The organism is bacterium (assembly GCA_021372615.1).
Classification (GTDB): domain Bacteria; phylum Armatimonadota; class Zipacnadia; order Zipacnadales; family UBA11051; genus JAJFUB01.
On the sequence record JAJFUB010000125.1, the window covers coordinates 23,694 to 40,021 of the forward strand.

Below are 16,328 nucleotides of genomic sequence, written 5' to 3' on the forward strand. Positions count from 1 at the left end.
AGTGTGTGTGCGGGCTCTGCCGGCGCTACTGCGCCGCCCACGCCCGTACGTACTCGCCCGCCCAGCGATCGGCCGCCACGGCCTCCTCGATGCTGCGGACGTCACCGCCTGGATAGGCGTTCAGGGCCCGCTCGATGGCATCGGGGATGCCCATGAAGCCCAGACGGCCCTGCAGGAACAGCTCGACGGCCGCCTCGTCAGCGCCATTGAGCGCCGCCGGGTAGCCGCCGCCGGCCTCCGCGGCCTGCCGCGCCAGCCGCAGGCATGGGAACTTGGCGACATCCGGCTCCGCGAACGTCAGCGGCGAGGCCTGCGCCAGGTCCAGCCGGGGCAGCTCGTTGCGCACGCGCTCCGGGTGGAAGAGCGCCACCTGAATCGGGGTGCGCATGTCCGGCCATCCGAGCTGCGCCAGCACGCTGCTATCGGCGAACTCCACCAGCGAGTGAATGATGCTCTGGTGGTGCACCACGACCTCGATCTGGCTGAACTCCACCCCGAACAGCCACTTGACCTCAAAGACCTCGAAGCCCTTGTTGGCCAGAGTCGCCGAATCAATCGTCACCTTGCGGCCCATGCGCCAGTTGGGGTGGCGCAGAGCCTGGTCCGGCGTGACCTGCGCCAGCTCCTCACGGCTGAGCTTGGCGAACGGCCCGCCTGATGCCGTGAGCAGGATGCGCTCCACGGCCTCACGCGGCTGGCCCTGCAGACACTGGAAGATGGCCGAGAGCTCGCTGTCCACGGGCAGCAGCCGCGCCCCGGAGCGCTCGGCCAGCGCCGTCACGACCGCGCCGGCCATGACCAGCGGCTCTTTGTTGGCCAGGGCTACGTCCACGCCCTGGCGCAGGGCCGCCGCCAGCGGCAGCAGCCCCGCCGCCCCCGAGATGGCCCCCACCACCAGGTCCGGCTGCGTCTGGTCCAGCAGCCGCTCCAGCCCGGCCTCGCCGGCCAGCACCTGCGCATGGGGCAACTGCTCGGCCACGGCGTGTGCGGCGGCCTCGTCCGTCAGGCACAGCCGGGAAACATCGAACGTACGCGCCTGGGCAGCGATCAGGTCGGTGCTGCGCCCGGCGACGAGGCCCACGACCTCCAGCCGCTCCGGGTGCGCCGCCACGATCTCCAGCGTCTGCTTGCCAATGGACCCGGTCGAACCGAGAATGACGACACGTTTGCGGACCATGTTACCTCTGACGAAATGCTGCGTCTGCAGCGCGCAGGGCGCTCATCCCTGGAGCGCGGCTCTCCAGAGCCGCAGTCCCATCTGCGCGCGTGAGGACACGCGCGCCCACGCGACAAGCCGCAGTCCCATCTGCGCGCGTGAGGACACGCGCGCCCACGCGACAAGCCGTAGTGCGGGCTTCCAGCCCGCCCTTGGTCGGGTCGTCTGACTCTGGGCCGGCTGGAAGCCCGCACTACACCCAGGAAGAACCCATCTCCCCATCCCCTCATCCCCTCATCCGACCATCCCGCGCTCTCGCCTCACCAGCCCTCCGACTTCCACTGGAACGGGATCTCCGGGTCGAACGGGTCGCGGCGCAGTTCGTCCGGGGCGGCGTAGTTGTATAGCTCGGTGGGTAGGTTCAGCACCACCGCGGTCTCGCCGCCCACGGCCATGAAACCATGCCAGACCAGCGGCGGGATGCACACCAGGGCCGGGCTCAGGGCGCCGATGACGACGCTCTGTGTCTGCCCGCGGGTGCTGCTGTCGGGCCGGTCGTCATACAGGCCGACCTTCAGGTTGCCCGCCAGGCAGCAGAAGTAGTCAACCTGCAGGCGATGGCAGTGCCAGGCCTTGACGATACCGGGGAAGCAGGCGGACACGTAGGCCTGCCCGAACTGCTGGAAGAGCTCGTCGTCGCTGCGGAGGATCTCCATCAGGTAGCCGCGCTCATCCACATGCCGGGTCAGCTGCTTGATGACCACACCCTCAATCATGGGCCAACCCTCCCGCCGCTGTCACTCATCACCGGGCATCAGGACGCCGATGGCGTGAGTCGTGAACCACTGCTGGGCCAGGGCCACCAGGTCCTGGCCGGTGATCGCTTCAATGCGGCTCTCGGCCTGCCACGCCAGGTTGACGTCGCCGCCGTACAGCTCGTAGCACGAGATGGCCTTGGCCAGGCCGGCGTAGTCCAGGCGCAGCCGGGCATAGGAGTTGATGAGGCGGCTCTTGGCGCGCTCCATCTCGGCGGCTGTGGGCGGCTCGGACTGCAGGACGACGAACTGCCGGAGCAGCGCCATCCGCGCCTGCTCCATCTGCCGAGGCGCCATGACCATGTGCAGGATGAGCAGCGGTCGGGGCTGCGCCATGGGGGCGATGGCCGTCACGGCCGCGGGCTCGTCGCCACGGCTGGCGATGCGGTTGAGGCCCAGTCCGGCGCGCAGCGCCGGATCCCGCTCCAGCCGTCCCCCCTTGCCCTCCAGCAGCGTATACACCAGTTGGGCCTTCAGGAAATCGGGCGTCCCGTAGCCTGGAGCGGGGACTCCGACCATCACCGAAACGCCGCGCCAGCCCGGGGCCTGCGCCACGTAGATGCGGGGCGCCGCGCCGAGGCTTGCGGTCTGCGTCGGGACCCTCGTCCGGCCGGCCGGGCAGGCCGAGGTCGCCAGCGCCGCCAGGTCCACCAGGTCGCCCGTCGCGCGCGGGCCGATCAGCGTCAGCACCGCGTTGCCCGGCGTCATGTAGGTCGCGCGAAAGGCGGCGACATCGGTAGCCGTCAGGGCCTTGAGCGTCTCCGCCGTGCCCTGCACCGGCTGCGCCAGCGGCGCCCGGCGCCCGAAACAGGCCTTGAGGAGGCTGTAGTAGGTCTGCTCGACCACGGTGTTGGTGTCGTCGCGCTCGTTGGCCAGGAGCAGCTCGCGGGCGGCCTGCAGGTCCTCCGGCTTCACTGGCTGCTGGCCCAGCAGCATCCGGCCGGCCAACTGCACCGCCTGCGGCAGCATGTCATCGGTCACGTGACCGCGGATCTCGCAGTAGTCACACTCGGTGTTGGCGACGAGGCCGGCGCGGGTCCCGCGCAACTGCTGCCCCAACTGCTCCCACGGCTCCTGCTTGAGCAGCTCACGCAGTTGCACCTGCAGGACCTGCTGGCTCAGTGCCGCCACTCCAGCCCGCGTGGGGGCGATGCCCGCCGGGTCGTAGCGCACGGCCAGGTGCAGGCCGGCGACCGCCGAGCCCCGGTCCTCGACGGCCAGCACCGTTAGGCCGTTAGGCAGGACCACACGCTTGAAGTTGGGCGCCGCCTGCGCCGAGGTGAGGACGAGAATGGACAGGCCAATCGGGAGCAGGTGTCTCATGGCAGCATCGCCGCTGCATCGGGCTGGCTGCCCTTGGTCCCGCGCATGATCGCGAGAGCATAGTTGTCCGGCTTGTAGTAACGCGCCGCAACCTGCTGGAGCTGTGCCGGGGTGATCTGCATCACCTGCTCGATGTAGTCAATCGCGAAGCGGTAGGTGTCAATGCTGGCGTAGAAGCCCATGGAGCCGACCTGGTCGTCCAGCGCCTCGTTGCTGAAGGCGTACTCGGCGTATAGCAGCCGCTTGGCCCGGTCCAGTTCCTGGTCGCTCACCGGCTCCTCGGCCAGGCGCTGCATCTCCTTGACGATCGCCACCTGCGCCTCCTCTTCCCGCCCGGGCCGCACCACGGCGGTAACGGTCAGCAAGCCGGGCTGCTTCTGGGTCAGGAACTCCACATCGGCGGTGAGCAGCACCTTCTGTTCATTGATGAGCCGGGTGTTCAGCCGCCCCACACCGCTCTGTCCCAGCAGCGTATAGATCAGATCGGTGGCACACACCGCCGGCTTGTCGTCAATCGCCGGGGCGCGCCAGCCGAACGACAGCAGGCTGATGTCGCGCGAGACCGGCTCGGCCTTGACGCGCGTCTGCGTCAGCGGCGGGTCCACAGGCGGCTCCTGCCAGCCCGTGTCCCGCGCCGGCAGAGCGGCCGTGAGCTGCTTCACCCGCCCCTCCAGCCACGTCGGGTCCACATCCCCCGCCGCCAGCAGCGTCGCATTACCCGGCACATAGAAGCGCCGGTAGAACTGGTTGGCGGTGTCGTAGGTCAGCTTGTCCACATCGGCGATCAGGCCGCCGATGGGCCGGCCGTACGGATGCTTGTCGAACGCCAACTGCCAGAGCATCTCGTCCAGGTACAGGTCCACGCGGTCGCGGCGGTCCACGATCTCGCGTTTCACCACCGACACCTCGCGCATCATCTGCTGCTCGGTGAAGCCGGCCTCGAAGACCGCCTTGAGCAGCACCGGCAGCACGCGCTCGAGGTAGCGGCTGGCGACGACCACGTCCACATGGGTGAAGTCGCGCAGCGTGACGGCGTCAATCCGCCCGCCCAGCGACTCGATGAACGGCGCGAGCATCTGCTCATCATCGCCGGTGGTCTCAAAGAGGAGGTGCTCGACGAGGTGGGCGGCCCCGGCGGTCGCAGCGGTCTCGTGGCGGCTACCAGCCCGGACATACAGCCCCAGGGCCGCGACCGGCCACTGCCGCTCCTCCTTGACCACGAGCTTCAGGCCGTTGGGCAGCGTCTTCTCGGTGACCTTGCTGGCATCGAGGATCGGCGCGCGGGGGGCCGCCAGGGCCCCCGCCACCAGCAGCAAGGCTGCTGCCAGACAGATGAACCGTCGCATGTTCGACCTCTGCCATAGATGATGCTCGGGGACGCCGCCTCGCCCTGCGTCCCCGTGCTGATGAGCCACCAACGTCTTCGCCCCCCGCCGCCGGCGCACCTGCCGCCCCGACGGCCTACCCCGGCGCCACGTAGCTCGCCAGGATCTTCTTGACGCCCTGCTTGGGGAAAGCGATGACTAGTTCCGGGTCTTCGCCCTCACCCACCGAGACCACCACGCCCCCGCCGAACTTCTTGTGCACGATGCGACTGCCCGCCCGGTACGGACACGCGGCGGCCGGCTTCTCGGCCCCGTCCGCTTTCTTCTTGGGCTTGACCGGGATCGGCTGGTTGGGCTCCGGGCGAGCCCGGCGGCGACCACGCTCCGCGGGCGGCTCGGGCGCTGCGGGCGCCGGCTTGGCGTCGGCCGCTTCGGCGGCCTCGCGCTCGGCCAGCAGCCGCCCGTTGTGCTTGGCTCTGTTGATCAGGGCCACGATGTCAATCTGCCGCTGGCCCGGCTGGCGGCCCGTGGCGTCATCCTCATCCGCGGGCGGCTGGGGCGACAGCAAGCTGTTCAGTTCGCCCCGCCGCTCGATGCAGTGCCCCGGCAGGTCCTCCAGAAACCGCGAGGGCCGCTGCGGGCGGCGGCTGCCGAAGATCATGCGCGAGCGGGCATGTGTAATGTATAACATCCGCCGCGCCCGGGTTATTCCCACATAACACAGCCGGCGCTCCTCCTCGATCTGGAAAGCGTCGCCCATGGAGCGCTCGTGGGGGAACACGCCCTCCTCCATCCCGACCATGAACACGATGGGGAACTCGAGGCCCTTGGCGCTGTGCAGCGTCAGCAGCGACACCTGGCTGTCCATCTTCTCGGCCTGGTCAATGTCGGCGATCAGGGCCACGTGCTCCAGGAAGCCCGTCAGCGTCGGCTCCTCATTGCGCTCGGTGAAGCGCGCGGCGACCGTGACCAGCTCCATGAGGTTGTCGGCCTTGTACTTGTCCTCGGCCTTCTCGGAGTTGACGTAGTGCGGCAGCAGGCCGGTCTGCTCGAACGTCTGGCGGACCAGCTCGGGCAGCGGCATGTGCTCGACCAGGTCGCGCAGCCGGCGCATGATGTCCATGAAGTCGGCGACTGCGGCAACGGCGCGGGGGGCCAGCTCCTCGATCTCGTGCACCCGCCGGCACGCCTCCTCCAGCGAGATCTCCTCCCGGTGGGCCAGCCGATCCAGCGCCGACACGGTCTTGTCGCCGATGCCGCGGGTCGGCACATTGATGATGCGGCGCAGCGAGATGCCGTCGGCGGTGTTGTTCAACGCCCGCAGGAAGGCCAGCGCGTCCTTGATGATGGCGCGGTCGTAGAACCTGAGCCCGCCCACGATCTCGTACGGCACGCCCGCCTCCAGCAGATATTGCTCAAAGACGCGGGACATCGCATTGGTGCGGTAGAGGATGGCGTAGTCGCCGGGCCGGGCATTGCCGCACTGGGTCTGGGCCCGGATCATGTTGACGACCCACTCCGCCTCCTCTTCCTCGTTGATGGCGTTGTAGATGACGATGTCGTCGCCGGGCTGGTTCTCGGTCCACAGGCGCTTGTCGGCCCGCGCCTCGTTCTGCTTGATGACCTCATAGGCGCATTCGAGAATCTTCTGGGTGCTGCGGTAGTTCTGCTCGAGCTTGATGACCTGCGCCTGCGGGTAGTCTTGCTCGAAGGCCAGGATGATCCCCACATTGGCCCCGCGCCAGCCGTAGATGCTCTGGTCGTCGTCGCCCACCACGCAGATGTTGTTGCGCTTGCCGCCCAGAAGCTGCACCAGCCGGTACTGCGCGTGGTTGATGTCCTGGTACTCATCCACCAGCACATAGTCGAAGCGGTCCTGGAGGCGGCGCAGCACCGAGGGCTTGGTGTCCAGCAGCTCCACCGCGCGCATCAGCAGGTCGTCGAAGTCCAGCGCCTGATTGGCGGCCAGGCGGCGCTGGTAGTGGGCGTACACCCGCTGGGCCATGTCGTCGAGGCTGCCCTTCTTGGTGCGCCGGTACTCCTGCACCCCGACCAGCTCGTTCTTGGCGTTGCTGATGCGGCTGAGGATCTCGGTGGGGGAGTACTTCTCCTCGCCGTCGGAGTCGCCGTCCAGCAGCGAGAGGGCTTCCTTGACGATGGCGAGCTGGTCGGAGTCGTCGTAGATGGAGAAATTGTGGGGGATGCCGATGGCCTCCCCCTCGGCGCGCAGGATGCGGGCGCAGATGGAGTGGAAGGTCCCCGCCCACAGGCCCTTGGCCCGGGCGCCGATGAGCCCCTTGATGCGCTCCTTCAACTCCCCGGCGGCCTTGTTGGTGAAGGTGACGGCGAGGATGTTGCCGGGGTCAATGCCGCACTCCTCGACCATGTGGGCGATGCGGTAGGTGAGCGTGCGGGTCTTGCCGCTGCCGGCCCCGGCGAAGATGAGCACCGGCCCGTCAATGATGGCGGCGGCCTTGCGTTGTTCGGGATTGAGCTTGTCGAGCAGAGATGCCAAATGGATCACCAGGTAGGAACAAGGTACGCACCCCGGCGCGGGGTGCGTACGGTAGTCGCCAGGCGTTCTCGGCCCGGCTAGCGGTACACGCGGCCGCGCGGGGCCACGCGGACGATGGTGACCTCGTGGGCCGCGTCGTCAACGGCGTAGACAATGCGGTACGCCCCGACCCGACCACGGTAGTAGCCACGCAACTTGCCCTGCAACATCGTGCAGCCAAGCGGACGGGGGTCGTCACGGAGACCTTCGATGAAGTCCCCGACACTCGTCCTGACATCCTGGGGCAGGCCGACAGCTTCCTTCCGCGCGCTGCCCTTGAAGGATATCGTGTACCTCAAAGCCCCATCTCCGCCTTGACCTGCTCCCACGGAATGACGGGGTCGTTCGGGTCGGCCATCCTGGCGTCGGCGACGGCGATATCGGAGGCGTCCTCCAGCACCTGCTCGATGGCGCTTCGTATCAGCGCCGAACGGCTGGTACCCAGTGCTTCGGCCAGTTGGTCTATCTGTTGCAACAGACCGACCGATAGGTTGATGTTGACGGCTACTCTACGGGCCTGAGGATCGGCCAAGCGGGGCATAGCGCAACTCCCTGTATGTATGTACATATCATCATACAAGCCGCCCGACCGCCCGTCAAGTCGCCCGGACGCCCTACAGCCCTGCCTCCGTCCCCTCGCCCGCGCACTCCATCGCGATCCCGTGCGCCTGGCAGTACTTGACCCCAGCCGCGATGAAGCCCCGGAACATCGGGTGCGCGCGGTTCGGGCGCGACTTGAACTCCGGGTGGAACTGGCTCGCCAAAAAGAACGGGTGGTCCGGCAGCTCGATCATCTCCACCAGGTCGCCCTCGGGCGAGGTGCCGCAGAAGACCATGCCCTGCTCCGCCAGCTGCTCGCGGTAGGCGTTGCTGACCTCCAGACGGTGGCGATGGCGCTCCGAGATCTCGCGGCTGCCGTACAGCTTCTCGGCCAGCGAACCCTCCTTGAGCACGCACGGGTACGCGCCCAGGCGCATCGTCCCGCCCAGCCGCGTGATGTACTCCTGCTCCTTGAGGTAGATGACCACCGGGTGCGGGGAGCCCTCGTCGAACTCCCGGCTGTGGGCGCCCTCCAGGCCGCAGGCGTGGCGGGCGAACTCGATCACGGCGATCTGCAGCCCCAGGCACAGGCCCAGGTACGGGATGCCGTTCTCGCGCGCGTACTGCGCGGCGCGGATCTTGCCCTCGATGCCGCGGTCGCCGAAGCCGCCGGGCACCAGGATGCCGCAGACATCGCCCAGCAGTTCGTCTACCGTCTCATCGGTGACCTTCTCGGAGTCCACATACTTGATCTCGACATTGACCCGGTTGTGGATGCCGCCGTGGCGGATGGCCTCGGTCACCGACAGGTAGGCATCGTGCAGGTCCATGTACTTGCCGACCATGGCGATGCGCACCGTGCCGCTGGGGTGGTTCAGCCGGCCGAGCATGTCCTGCCACTCGGTCATGCTCAGGGGGCGGCGCGGCAGGTGCAGCGTATCGGTGGCCAGGTCCGCGATGCCCTGACGCTCCATCGCCATCGGGATCTCATACAGCGAGCTGGTCAGGTCCACGGCCTCGATGATGTTCTCGATGGGCAGGTCGCAGAACAGCGCCAACTTGGCGCGGATGCTCTTGTCCAGCGGGTAGGCCGTGCGGGCGACCAGGATGTCGGGCGAGATACCGACCCGTCGCAGCTCCTGGACCGAGTGCTGCGTCGGCTTGGTCTTCAGTTCGCCCACCGTGCCCAGGTACGGGATCAGCGTGACATGAACGTAGCACACATTCTCGGGGCCCACATCGCGGCGCATCTGACGGATGGACTCCAAGAAGGGCAGGCCCTCGATGTCGCCGACCGTGCCGCCGATCTCCACCAGGCACACGTCCTTGCCGTTGGCGTACTGGCGAATGCGTTCCTTGATCTCATCGGTGATGTGCGGGATGACCTGCACGGTCTTACCCAGGTAGTAGTCGCCCTGCCGCTCCTTGTCAATGACCGAGCCGTAGATCTTGCCGGTGGTGATGTTGGACAGGTCGCACAGGGGCTCATCTACGAAGCGCTCGTAGTGCCCCAGGTCCAGGTCGGTTTCGGCCCCGTCATCGGTGACATACACCTCGCCATGTTGGAAGGGGTTCATCAGTCCGGCATCCACGTTGATGTACGGGTCCACCTTGATGAGCCCTACGCGGTAGCCCCGGTCTTTGAGAAGGCGTCCGAGCGAAGCAGTGGTGATGCCCTTGCCGATTGCGGAAACCACGCCACCGGTCACGAAAACGTACTTGGCCATGATGCACCTGCCCAAATGGGATCAATGCGGACCTTACGAAGTCCGCCTAAGAACGCGATCCGTGCTGCGACACGTGTTGAGAAAAAAAAAACGAGGGGAGGACGGCCGAGGCCGTCCGCGACTACGTTGGACTGTATCTTACACCAAATCGAGGAATAGCACCAGCCCCCAAAAGCGTGACAATCATGCGAATCCCCGGCGGCTGGCAGACGGCGGCAGGCCACGCAGCTACGTGACCTGGTCAGCCAGCGCCTCGGCCGCCACCCGCAACTCCGGAGCGTCGTGGGAGGCAGCTTGCCAGACTACATCAAGGTCCACGGCGAAGTACTGATGCACGAGGATATTGCGCATGCCGATGATCTGGCGCCACGGGATGTCCGGCATGCGCTGGCGGGCCCCCTCGCTCAGGGCGGCGGCCGCCTCGCCCAGAATCTGCAGATGGTGCCGCATCCACGTCTGCACCAGTTCGTCCCGCCGGAAACGCTCTTCGCCCAGCCGCGCATACCGGCCGATGTGGTCCGCAGCCTCGATGATGTCGAGGAGACGCTCGCGGTCGGACCTCATAGGGCGACCGCCTCTTGCAGCACGCGGTCGCGGATGCGCTCCCTCAGCCCCCCGGTCGTGACGACATCCACCTCGCAGCCCAGCAGGTCTTGCAGGTCCATGAGTAGACCGCCGAGGTCAAACAGAGAGCAGCCCTTGCGGGCGTCAACGAGGAAATCCACGTCACTGCCCGCAGCCGCCTCCCCGCGCGCGACCGAGCCAAAGAGCCGCACGTTGCTCACCTTGTACTCCTCGGCCAGCCGCAGTATTTCCTCCCGCCGGGCGCGGATCTGCGCGAGCGTCGGGGGACAGCCTGTTGTCTGAGCCATGAGAGGGGGCTCCTCCGGCGCCTCAGTCTATGCCGTCTCGTCGGCAGACGCCTCGGGCTCGGGGCTCGGAGCAGGCGCCTCTTCCTTGGCCTCCTCGGCTCCAGCCGCCGCTCCCGCCTCGGGCGCGGCTTCCTCCTCGGTCAGCGGCGCCTCGTCCTCGAGTACCGGGATCTCGACGCCCTTCTCCAGGCTGGCAGCCCGGACCAACTCGATCTCATGCTTGACCTTGGCGATCTCGGCGATGATGGCGTCAATCCGCTGGCAGTCCACCAGCACGTCCTGGTTGCGCACCTTGCCCTGCCCGTGCAGGCCGTACACCTTGGCCCCGATCTGCCGGATCAGGCCGTTGCGCTCCTTGTCCAGCCGCCGCACCTGCCCGGCCAGCCGCTGGATCTGCGTCCGCTGCTCGATCATCTCAGCCGCCGACTCCCCGGTCTCCTTGGCGCTGCGCAGGAAGAGGCGACCCAGGTCACGCATCCGGCTCATCATGTCACCCACGGCAGATACCTCCTCAGAATTCCGGCTCTTCAGCCGCGATCCAGGCGTCTCAGCCCCGCTGCCCGCGCCGCCTGTCGCGCCTGCTGGACCTCCTCGACGGTCACGCGGCGCGCGATCTCGGCGACCTCGGCGGCCCGGTAGCACGGGCGGTACTGATCCATCACATTGACGTAGATGTCGGCGTCCACCGAGGCCAGGAACCGCATGACCTCCGGGCTCGTGGACCAGCCCGCGGGCATCACCAGGTGCCGCACGAGCAGCCCCCGCCGGGCGATCCCCTCGGCATCCACCTGCAGCGGCCCCACCTGCCGGTGCATCTCGCGCACGGCTGCCTGCATGCGCTCGGGGTAGTCCGGCGCATCACACAGGCGCTGGGCGACCCCGGCGTCCAGGAACTTGGCGTCGGGCATGTAGATGTCCACCACGCCCTCCAGCAGTCGGAGCGCCGCCAGCGCCTCGTAACCCCCGCAATTATACACGATGGGCAGATGCAGACCTAAGGGAATTGCGGCGTGGACGGCCTCGAGGACTTGCGGCAGGAAGTGCGTGGGGGTAACGAGGTTGATGTTGTGGCAGCCCTGGCGCTGCAGGCTCAGCATGATCCCGGCGAGGCCCTGGGCGGTCACTGCCTCGCCCCCGAGGTGGTGGCTGATGCCATAGTTCTGGCAGAACAGGCAGCCGAGGTTGCAGCCGGAGAGAAAGACGGTGCCTGAGCCGCCCCGGCCCACGAGCGGACGCTCCTCCCCGAAATGCGGGCCAGCGCTGGCCACCCGCGCCAGCGCTCCGCCCCCGCAGAAGCCGGTCTCGCCGGCGCGACGGTCCACGCGGCACTGGCGCGGGCAGAGGGTGCAGGGCGCCAGCAGGCGGCGCGCCGCCTCGAGGCGCTCAGCCCAGTCGTCGGGGGCGAGGTTGAGGTAGGAGGGGTACTGCTGCATGCGTGCCCCCGCCGACACGGCCTACGCGCCCGCCAGCCGCTCCATCAGGCCCGGCAACTGGTCGTGCCCCAGGTCCCCCGTCAGGTCGAAGTGCACCGGGGTCATGGAGATGTGGCCGTCCTGGACGGCCTGGATGTCCGTGCCCTCGGCGGCGTCGGACTCCAGCGGCGAGCCGCTGAACCAGTAGTAGGGGCGCCCGCGCGGGTCTGTGTGCTTGCTGAGCACGTTGCTGTACTTGCGGCGGCCCAGCCGCGTTAGTAGCGCGGGCTTCAGTGCGGCGGGCGGCACATTGGGGATGTTGATGTTGAAGAAGGTGTCCGGCGGCAGCGGCCACTCGTCCTGCACGGCCGTGACCAGCCTCCGCACAAAGCGCGCCGCGCCCTCATAGAGCACGTTGTCATACGAGCAGACCGAGACGGCGACGCTGGGGATCTCCTGCAGCGCGCCCTCCATGGCCGCCGAGACCGTGCCCGAGTAGAGCACCTCCTCGCCCAGGTTCGCACCGGCGTTGATCCCCGAGATGACCATGTCGGGCTGGGGCAGATCGCTCAGGCTGGCGAGGATGACGCAGTCGGCCGGGGTGCCGTTGCTGGCATAGGCGCCGATGGTGTGCTCCAGGTGCACCGGCTCCAGCCGCAGCGGCTTATGCAGCGTGATGGCATGGCCGGTGGCGCTCTGCTGCCGCTCCGGGGCGATTACGAGCACCTCGGCGACCTGCGCCAGCTCGCCCACGAGCACCCGCAGCCCCTCGGCAAACACGCCATCGTCATTGGTGACGAGAACTCTCATGCGTTCCCCCCGTCGAACGTGAAGACCATCGTGTGCGTCCGGGTCACGCCATCCAGTTGCGCAATCTGCCGCAGGGCCGCCAGGGGCACCTCGCTCTGCACCGTCAGGGCCATTAGGCCCACCTCGCCGGGCGCCTCGTGGCTCACCTGGATGGCCGAGACGTTCACCCCGGCCTCGCCCAGCACGGTCCCGACCATGCCGATGAAGCCCGGCCGCGACGGCGCGTGTCGCCAAATGAGCAGGGCGATGTCCTCGGGCGGCAGGTCCAGGCCGTAGCCGTCCAGTTCGATGATGCGCGGGTGACCGCGCTCCAGGAGGGCACCCGCCACAGTGGTGGGCTGATCCGCCGCCACGCGCAGCTCCAGTACGTCCGTGTAGCCCCGGTCGTTGTCCAGGCGCGTCTGCGCCACCTCGATGCGGCGCTCGCGGGCCAGCAGGGGCGCGTTGATGGCGTTGACCGGCTCATCGGCCACCCCGCCCAGTAGTTGGGCCAGGGCCGTCGCGCCGACATACGCCAGGTACTCGGGCGCCAGGTCGGCCGAACTGAGCACCTCGACCCGCCGCAGCGGTCCCTGCTGCAGGCCCCGCGCCAGTTGCCCCAGCGCCCGCGCTAGCGGCAGGAACGGCGCCACGGCCTGCAGCGCCTCCGGCGGCAGGGCAGGCGCATTGACCGGCCAGCGCGGCGGCCGCCCGGCCAGCACATCGGCCACCTGCCGCGCAGCGTCTATCGCCACGTTCACCTGCGCCTCCTGCGTCATGGCCCCCATGTGCGGGGTGGCGATGACGTTGGGCAGCTCGACGAGCTCGCGGTTGTCTGTTGGCTCCTCGGCAAACACGTCGAGCGCCGCGCCGGCCAGTTGGCCTGCCCGCAGCGCCGCCACCAGGGCCGCTTCGTCTATGAGCGAGCCCCGGGCGGTGTTGATGAGCATGGCCTCGGGCTTGAGCCGGGCCAACTGCTCGGCGCCGAGGAGATGCTCCGTCTCGGCGCTGGCGGTGGCATGGAGGCTGACGAAGTCGCTCTCCCCCAGCAGCGTCGGCAGATCAGTCAGCCGCGCGCCGACCGCCGCCGCCCGCTCCTCGGTCACGTACGGGTCGTAGGCCAGGACGGTCATGCCCAGGCCCCGGCCGCGCTTGGCCACCTCGGCCCCCACGTTCCCCAGGCCCACCAGCCCGAGCGTCTTGCCCTGAATCTGCCGCCCGGCGAAGGACTTGCGGTCCCACACGCCGCCCTTGAGCGCGGCGTTGGCCTGGGGCAGACACCGCGCCGCCGCCAGCATCAACGCCACGGCGTGCTCGGCCGCCGCCAGGATGTTCCCCGCCGGCGAGTTGACCACCAGCAGGCCCCGGCGTGTCGCCGCCGGGACATCAATGTTGTCCACACCGACCCCGGCGCGGGCGATCACCCGGCAGGCGGTCGCGGCCTCGATGGCCGGAGCGGTGATCTTGGTCGCGCTGCGGACAACGATCGCCTCGAAGCCGGGCACGAGCGCCACCAGTTCCGCCTCGGACAGCCCGGTGCGGACCTCGACCTCGCCGGCCTCGCGCAGGATCGCCAGGCCCTCCTCGGCCAGATTGTCACAAACCAGTATGCGTGGCATGTCGGTCGTCTACCCAGCCTCTACAGCCCGTGATACACGTCTTCCAGCTCCGTCAGCACCGCCTCCACGTCGCAGCCGTGGCCCAACTCGCCCAGTTCCTTCCCCACGGCCTCCCAGGTGCGCAGCAGATCGCTGACCTGCACTGCGCCCAGGTGCCCGATGCGGAAGATATTGCCCTTCAGGGCATCCTGCCCGCCGGAGATGACGATGTTGTGCTTCTCGCGCAGGGCTTTGACGAGCGTCCCGGAATCCATGTCCGGCGGCGACTGGATCGCGGTCACGAGGTCGCTGGCGCTGTCATCGGCGGCAAGAAGCTGCAGCCCGGCCGCCCGGGCTGCGGCCCGACAGGCCCGCGCCAGGCGGCGATGGCGTTCCTGGAAGTGGGCCAGGCCCTCGCTCTCGATCAGCCGCAGCGAGGCCTGCAGCGCCACGATCATGTTCACATTGGGCGTGTACGGCGTCTGGCCCTTGCGTAGCGAGGCCAGCGCCCTGGGCAGGTCAGTGTAGAAGCGCGGCATGCGCGCCTGTTCGGCGGCGGCCCAGCCCCCCTCGCTCAGGCACACGAAGGCCAGCCCGGGCGGGAGCATGAGGGCCTTCTGGGAGCCGGCCGCCGCGGCGCTCAGGCCCGCGTCGTCCAGCTCGATGGGCATGCCGGCGATGGCGCTGACACAGTCGGCGAGGGACAGGGCCCCGGCATGGCCGGCGGCCTCGGCCAGCGCCGCGGCATCCTGCTGCACGCCGGTCGAGGTCTCATTGAGCACGAAAAGCAGGGCTCGGTAGCCGCCCTCGCTCATGCGCTCCCGTACCACATCAGGATTCGCTGCCTGGCCCGGAGGGACCTCCAGCACGTCCACCTCGGCCCCGAAGGCCGCGGCGATCTGGCCCATGCGCTCGCCGAACTTGCCCCCGTTGATCGCCAGCACACGGTCGCCGGGCGACAGGGCGTTGACGATGACGGCCTCGACCGCGCCGGTGCCCGAGCTGGTCAGGATCAGCGCGGGCTGCTCCGAGCCGAACAGTCGCTGGAGGCCCACGGTGCAGTCCTCCAGCAGTTCCGCGAAGGCCTCACCGCGATGGTACATGCTGGGCTGCGACAGCGCCTCGCGCACTTCACGGGGCAGTATCGTCGGCCCCGGGATCATCAGGAGGGGGTCCATCACGGCACGATCACCTCGTTTGTCACCTCGGCGCCCTCCGGCACCGTGGCCCCGGCTATGATGCTGCCATGCACGCGCGCCTGGGGGCCGATGCGGCTGCCCGGCCAGACGACGCTCTCGGTCACGACCGCCCCCGCCTCGACCACCACCCCCGCGCCCAGCGCCGTCTCCCCGCCGAGGCACACACCCTCCCCGAGGGTCACGTCGGCGGCGATGTCCACCGGCCCGGCCAGCGTCACCGTCGCCGGGACGGGGCTCTTGACCGCCGGGCGGAGCCAGCTCAGCTTGCCGGCGATGACATCCCGGCTGGCCTGCAGATAGGTGTCCACCCGCCCGACATCGGCCCAGTAGCCGTCCTGCGCGGGCACATGGGCGTACAGCGCCCGGCCCTGGCTCAGCAGATCCGGGAACAGGTCGTGCTCGCTGGAGTACACCTGCCCCGACGGGATGTGGTCCAGCACCTCCGGCGACATCAGGTAGAAGCCGGAGTTCACCGTGTTGCGGCCCGTCTCGTCAAGCGGCACCTTCTCCTTGAAGGCAGTGACCCGCCCCGCATCGTCCCACTGGATGAGCCCGAAGTGGGCGATGTCGTCGGTCCGCCGGAGGCAGAAGGTGATGAGCGCCTCGCGCCGCAGGTGATCGGCGGCGAAGGCCCGCAGGTCCACATCGTAGATCATGTCGCCATTGCAGGCGAAGAACGGCCCGCTGATGTGCTTCCGGACGTTACCGAGCGCCCCGGCGGTGCCCAGCAGCTCGGGCTCCTCCACATAGACCAGCTCGACGCCCCACGCGCTGCCATCGCCCAGGTGGGACTGTAGCAGCTCGGCCCGGTAGCCCATGGCCAGGATGATCTGCTTCACGCCGGCCTGCGCCAGGGGCACGATCTCGTAGGCGATCAGGGGCAGGTTGGCCACCGGCATGAGCGCCTTGGGGAGCTGGTACGTGAGCGGCCGCAGCCGCGTGCCCAGCCCCCCTACCAGCAGGACGGCCTGTTCGATGGTAGCGGAAGCCATGCTGTATCAGTGTCCGGCGCGCCCAC

The 16,328-nt window shown here is 68.6% G+C and carries 16 protein-coding genes; all 16 read right to left on the minus strand.

Features of this window, described 5'->3' with window-relative positions; genetic code table 11:
• Positions 1 to 25 precede the first annotated feature (25 nt).
• The 16 genes from LLH23_18710 to LLH23_18785 all read right to left on the minus strand — a co-directional run bounded on the left by LLH23_18710 (position 26) and on the right by LLH23_18785 (position 16,302).
• On the minus strand, positions 26 to 1,177 hold the full coding sequence (locus LLH23_18710; protein MCE5240495.1) for a 1-deoxy-D-xylulose-5-phosphate reductoisomerase: 1,152 nt from the start codon (positions 1,175 to 1,177) through the stop codon (positions 26 to 28).
• 299 nt (positions 1,178 to 1,476) lie between these two features.
• Positions 1,477 to 1,932 (minus strand): dTDP-4-dehydrorhamnose 3,5-epimerase family protein, encoded by a 456-nt coding sequence (locus LLH23_18715; GenBank protein MCE5240496.1) that lies wholly within the window; start codon positions 1,930 to 1,932, stop codon positions 1,477 to 1,479.
• A 21-nt stretch (positions 1,933 to 1,953) separates the two neighbouring features.
• Positions 1,954 to 3,294, minus strand: coding sequence for an insulinase family protein (locus LLH23_18720; GenBank protein ID MCE5240497.1), 1,341 nt, complete (start codon positions 3,292 to 3,294; stop codon positions 1,954 to 1,956).
• The gene (locus LLH23_18725) at positions 3,291 to 4,640 is read right to left on the minus strand and encodes an insulinase family protein (protein ID MCE5240498.1); all 1,350 of its coding nucleotides are present in this window, start codon (positions 4,638 to 4,640) and stop codon (positions 3,291 to 3,293) included. Before LLH23_18725 ends, LLH23_18720 begins: the two co-directional genes overlap by 4 nt.
• A gap of 115 nt (positions 4,641 to 4,755) precedes the next feature.
• Complete coding sequence (locus LLH23_18730) at positions 4,756 to 7,134, minus strand: UvrD-helicase domain-containing protein (GenBank protein ID MCE5240499.1); 2,379 nt, start codon at positions 7,132 to 7,134, stop codon at positions 4,756 to 4,758.
• A 77-nt stretch (positions 7,135 to 7,211) separates the two neighbouring features.
• Positions 7,212 to 7,472, minus strand: coding sequence for a type II toxin-antitoxin system RelE/ParE family toxin (locus tag LLH23_18735; protein ID MCE5240500.1), 261 nt, complete (start codon positions 7,470 to 7,472; stop codon positions 7,212 to 7,214).
• The gene (locus LLH23_18740) at positions 7,469 to 7,714 is read right to left on the minus strand and encodes a ribbon-helix-helix domain-containing protein (protein MCE5240501.1); all 246 of its coding nucleotides are present in this window, start codon (positions 7,712 to 7,714) and stop codon (positions 7,469 to 7,471) included. Before LLH23_18740 ends, LLH23_18735 begins: the two co-directional genes overlap by 4 nt.
• Positions 7,715 to 7,787: 73 nt before the next feature.
• Entirely contained in the window at positions 7,788 to 9,440 is a 1,653-nt protein-coding gene (locus tag LLH23_18745) for a CTP synthase (GenBank protein MCE5240502.1), read from the minus strand.
• 228 nt (positions 9,441 to 9,668) lie between these two features.
• Positions 9,669 to 10,004 (minus strand): DUF86 domain-containing protein, encoded by a 336-nt coding sequence (locus LLH23_18750; protein MCE5240503.1) that lies wholly within the window; start codon positions 10,002 to 10,004, stop codon positions 9,669 to 9,671.
• A complete protein-coding gene (locus LLH23_18755) occupies positions 10,001 to 10,312 on the minus strand; it encodes a nucleotidyltransferase family protein (GenBank protein ID MCE5240504.1) in 312 nt (103 codons plus the stop codon). The genes LLH23_18750 and LLH23_18755 overlap by 4 nt, the downstream gene beginning before the upstream one ends.
• A gap of 27 nt (positions 10,313 to 10,339) precedes the next feature.
• Positions 10,340 to 10,789, minus strand: coding sequence for a hypothetical protein (locus LLH23_18760; protein MCE5240505.1), 450 nt, complete (start codon positions 10,787 to 10,789; stop codon positions 10,340 to 10,342).
• A 50-nt stretch (positions 10,790 to 10,839) separates the two neighbouring features.
• Entirely contained in the window at positions 10,840 to 11,745 is a 906-nt protein-coding gene (locus LLH23_18765) for a radical SAM protein (protein ID MCE5240506.1), read from the minus strand.
• 21 nt (positions 11,746 to 11,766) lie between these two features.
• On the minus strand, positions 11,767 to 12,534 hold the full coding sequence (gene surE / locus LLH23_18770; GenBank protein ID MCE5240507.1) for a 5'/3'-nucleotidase SurE: 768 nt from the start codon (positions 12,532 to 12,534) through the stop codon (positions 11,767 to 11,769).
• Positions 12,531 to 14,132: a phosphoglycerate dehydrogenase gene (gene serA / locus LLH23_18775; GenBank protein ID MCE5240508.1), complete on the minus strand. Its 1,602-nt coding sequence runs from the start codon at positions 14,130 to 14,132 to the stop codon at positions 12,531 to 12,533. The genes surE and serA overlap by 4 nt, the downstream gene beginning before the upstream one ends.
• A gap of 20 nt (positions 14,133 to 14,152) precedes the next feature.
• Positions 14,153 to 15,289, minus strand: a complete 1,137-nt coding sequence (locus LLH23_18780) for an aminotransferase class V-fold PLP-dependent enzyme (GenBank protein MCE5240509.1) — start codon at positions 15,287 to 15,289, stop codon at positions 14,153 to 14,155.
• Positions 15,289 to 16,302, minus strand: a complete 1,014-nt coding sequence (locus LLH23_18785; protein ID MCE5240510.1) for an NDP-sugar synthase — start codon at positions 16,300 to 16,302, stop codon at positions 15,289 to 15,291. The genes LLH23_18780 and LLH23_18785 overlap by 1 nt, the downstream gene beginning before the upstream one ends.
• Positions 16,303 to 16,328 lie beyond the last annotated feature (26 nt).

What these genes read in the sequence shown, in the direction of transcription:
- LLH23_18740 (MCE5240501.1), bottom strand. Translation starts at nt 7,714, where the DNA reads ATGCCCCGCTTGGCCGATCCTCAGGCCCGTAGAGTAGCCGTCAACATC.
- surE (MCE5240507.1), bottom strand. Translation starts at nt 12,534, where the DNA reads ATGAGAGTTCTCGTCACCAATGACGATGGCGTGTTTGCCGAGGGGCTG.
- LLH23_18720 (MCE5240497.1), bottom strand. Translation starts at nt 3,294, where the DNA reads ATGAGACACCTGCTCCCGATTGGCCTGTCCATTCTCGTCCTCACCTCG.
- serA (MCE5240508.1), bottom strand. Translation starts at nt 14,132, where the DNA reads ATGCCACGCATACTGGTTTGTGACAATCTGGCCGAGGAGGGCCTGGCG.
- LLH23_18710 (MCE5240495.1), bottom strand. Translation starts at nt 1,177, where the DNA reads ATGGTCCGCAAACGTGTCGTCATTCTCGGTTCGACCGGGTCCATTGGC.
- LLH23_18745 (MCE5240502.1), bottom strand. Translation starts at nt 9,440, where the DNA reads ATGGCCAAGTACGTTTTCGTGACCGGTGGCGTGGTTTCCGCAATCGGC.
- LLH23_18750 (MCE5240503.1), bottom strand. Translation starts at nt 10,004, where the DNA reads ATGAGGTCCGACCGCGAGCGTCTCCTCGACATCATCGAGGCTGCGGAC.
- LLH23_18765 (MCE5240506.1), bottom strand. Translation starts at nt 11,745, where the DNA reads ATGCAGCAGTACCCCTCCTACCTCAACCTCGCCCCCGACGACTGGGCT.
- LLH23_18725 (MCE5240498.1), bottom strand. Translation starts at nt 4,640, where the DNA reads ATGCGACGGTTCATCTGTCTGGCAGCAGCCTTGCTGCTGGTGGCGGGG.
- LLH23_18785 (MCE5240510.1), bottom strand. Translation starts at nt 16,302, where the DNA reads ATGGCTTCCGCTACCATCGAACAGGCCGTCCTGCTGGTAGGGGGGCTG.
- LLH23_18715 (MCE5240496.1), bottom strand. Translation starts at nt 1,932, where the DNA reads ATGATTGAGGGTGTGGTCATCAAGCAGCTGACCCGGCATGTGGATGAG.
- LLH23_18760 (MCE5240505.1), bottom strand. Translation starts at nt 10,789, where the DNA reads ATGCGTGACCTGGGTCGCCTCTTCCTGCGCAGCGCCAAGGAGACCGGG.
- LLH23_18780 (MCE5240509.1), bottom strand. Translation starts at nt 15,289, where the DNA reads ATGGACCCCCTCCTGATGATCCCGGGGCCGACGATACTGCCCCGTGAA.
- LLH23_18755 (MCE5240504.1), bottom strand. Translation starts at nt 10,312, where the DNA reads ATGGCTCAGACAACAGGCTGTCCCCCGACGCTCGCGCAGATCCGCGCC.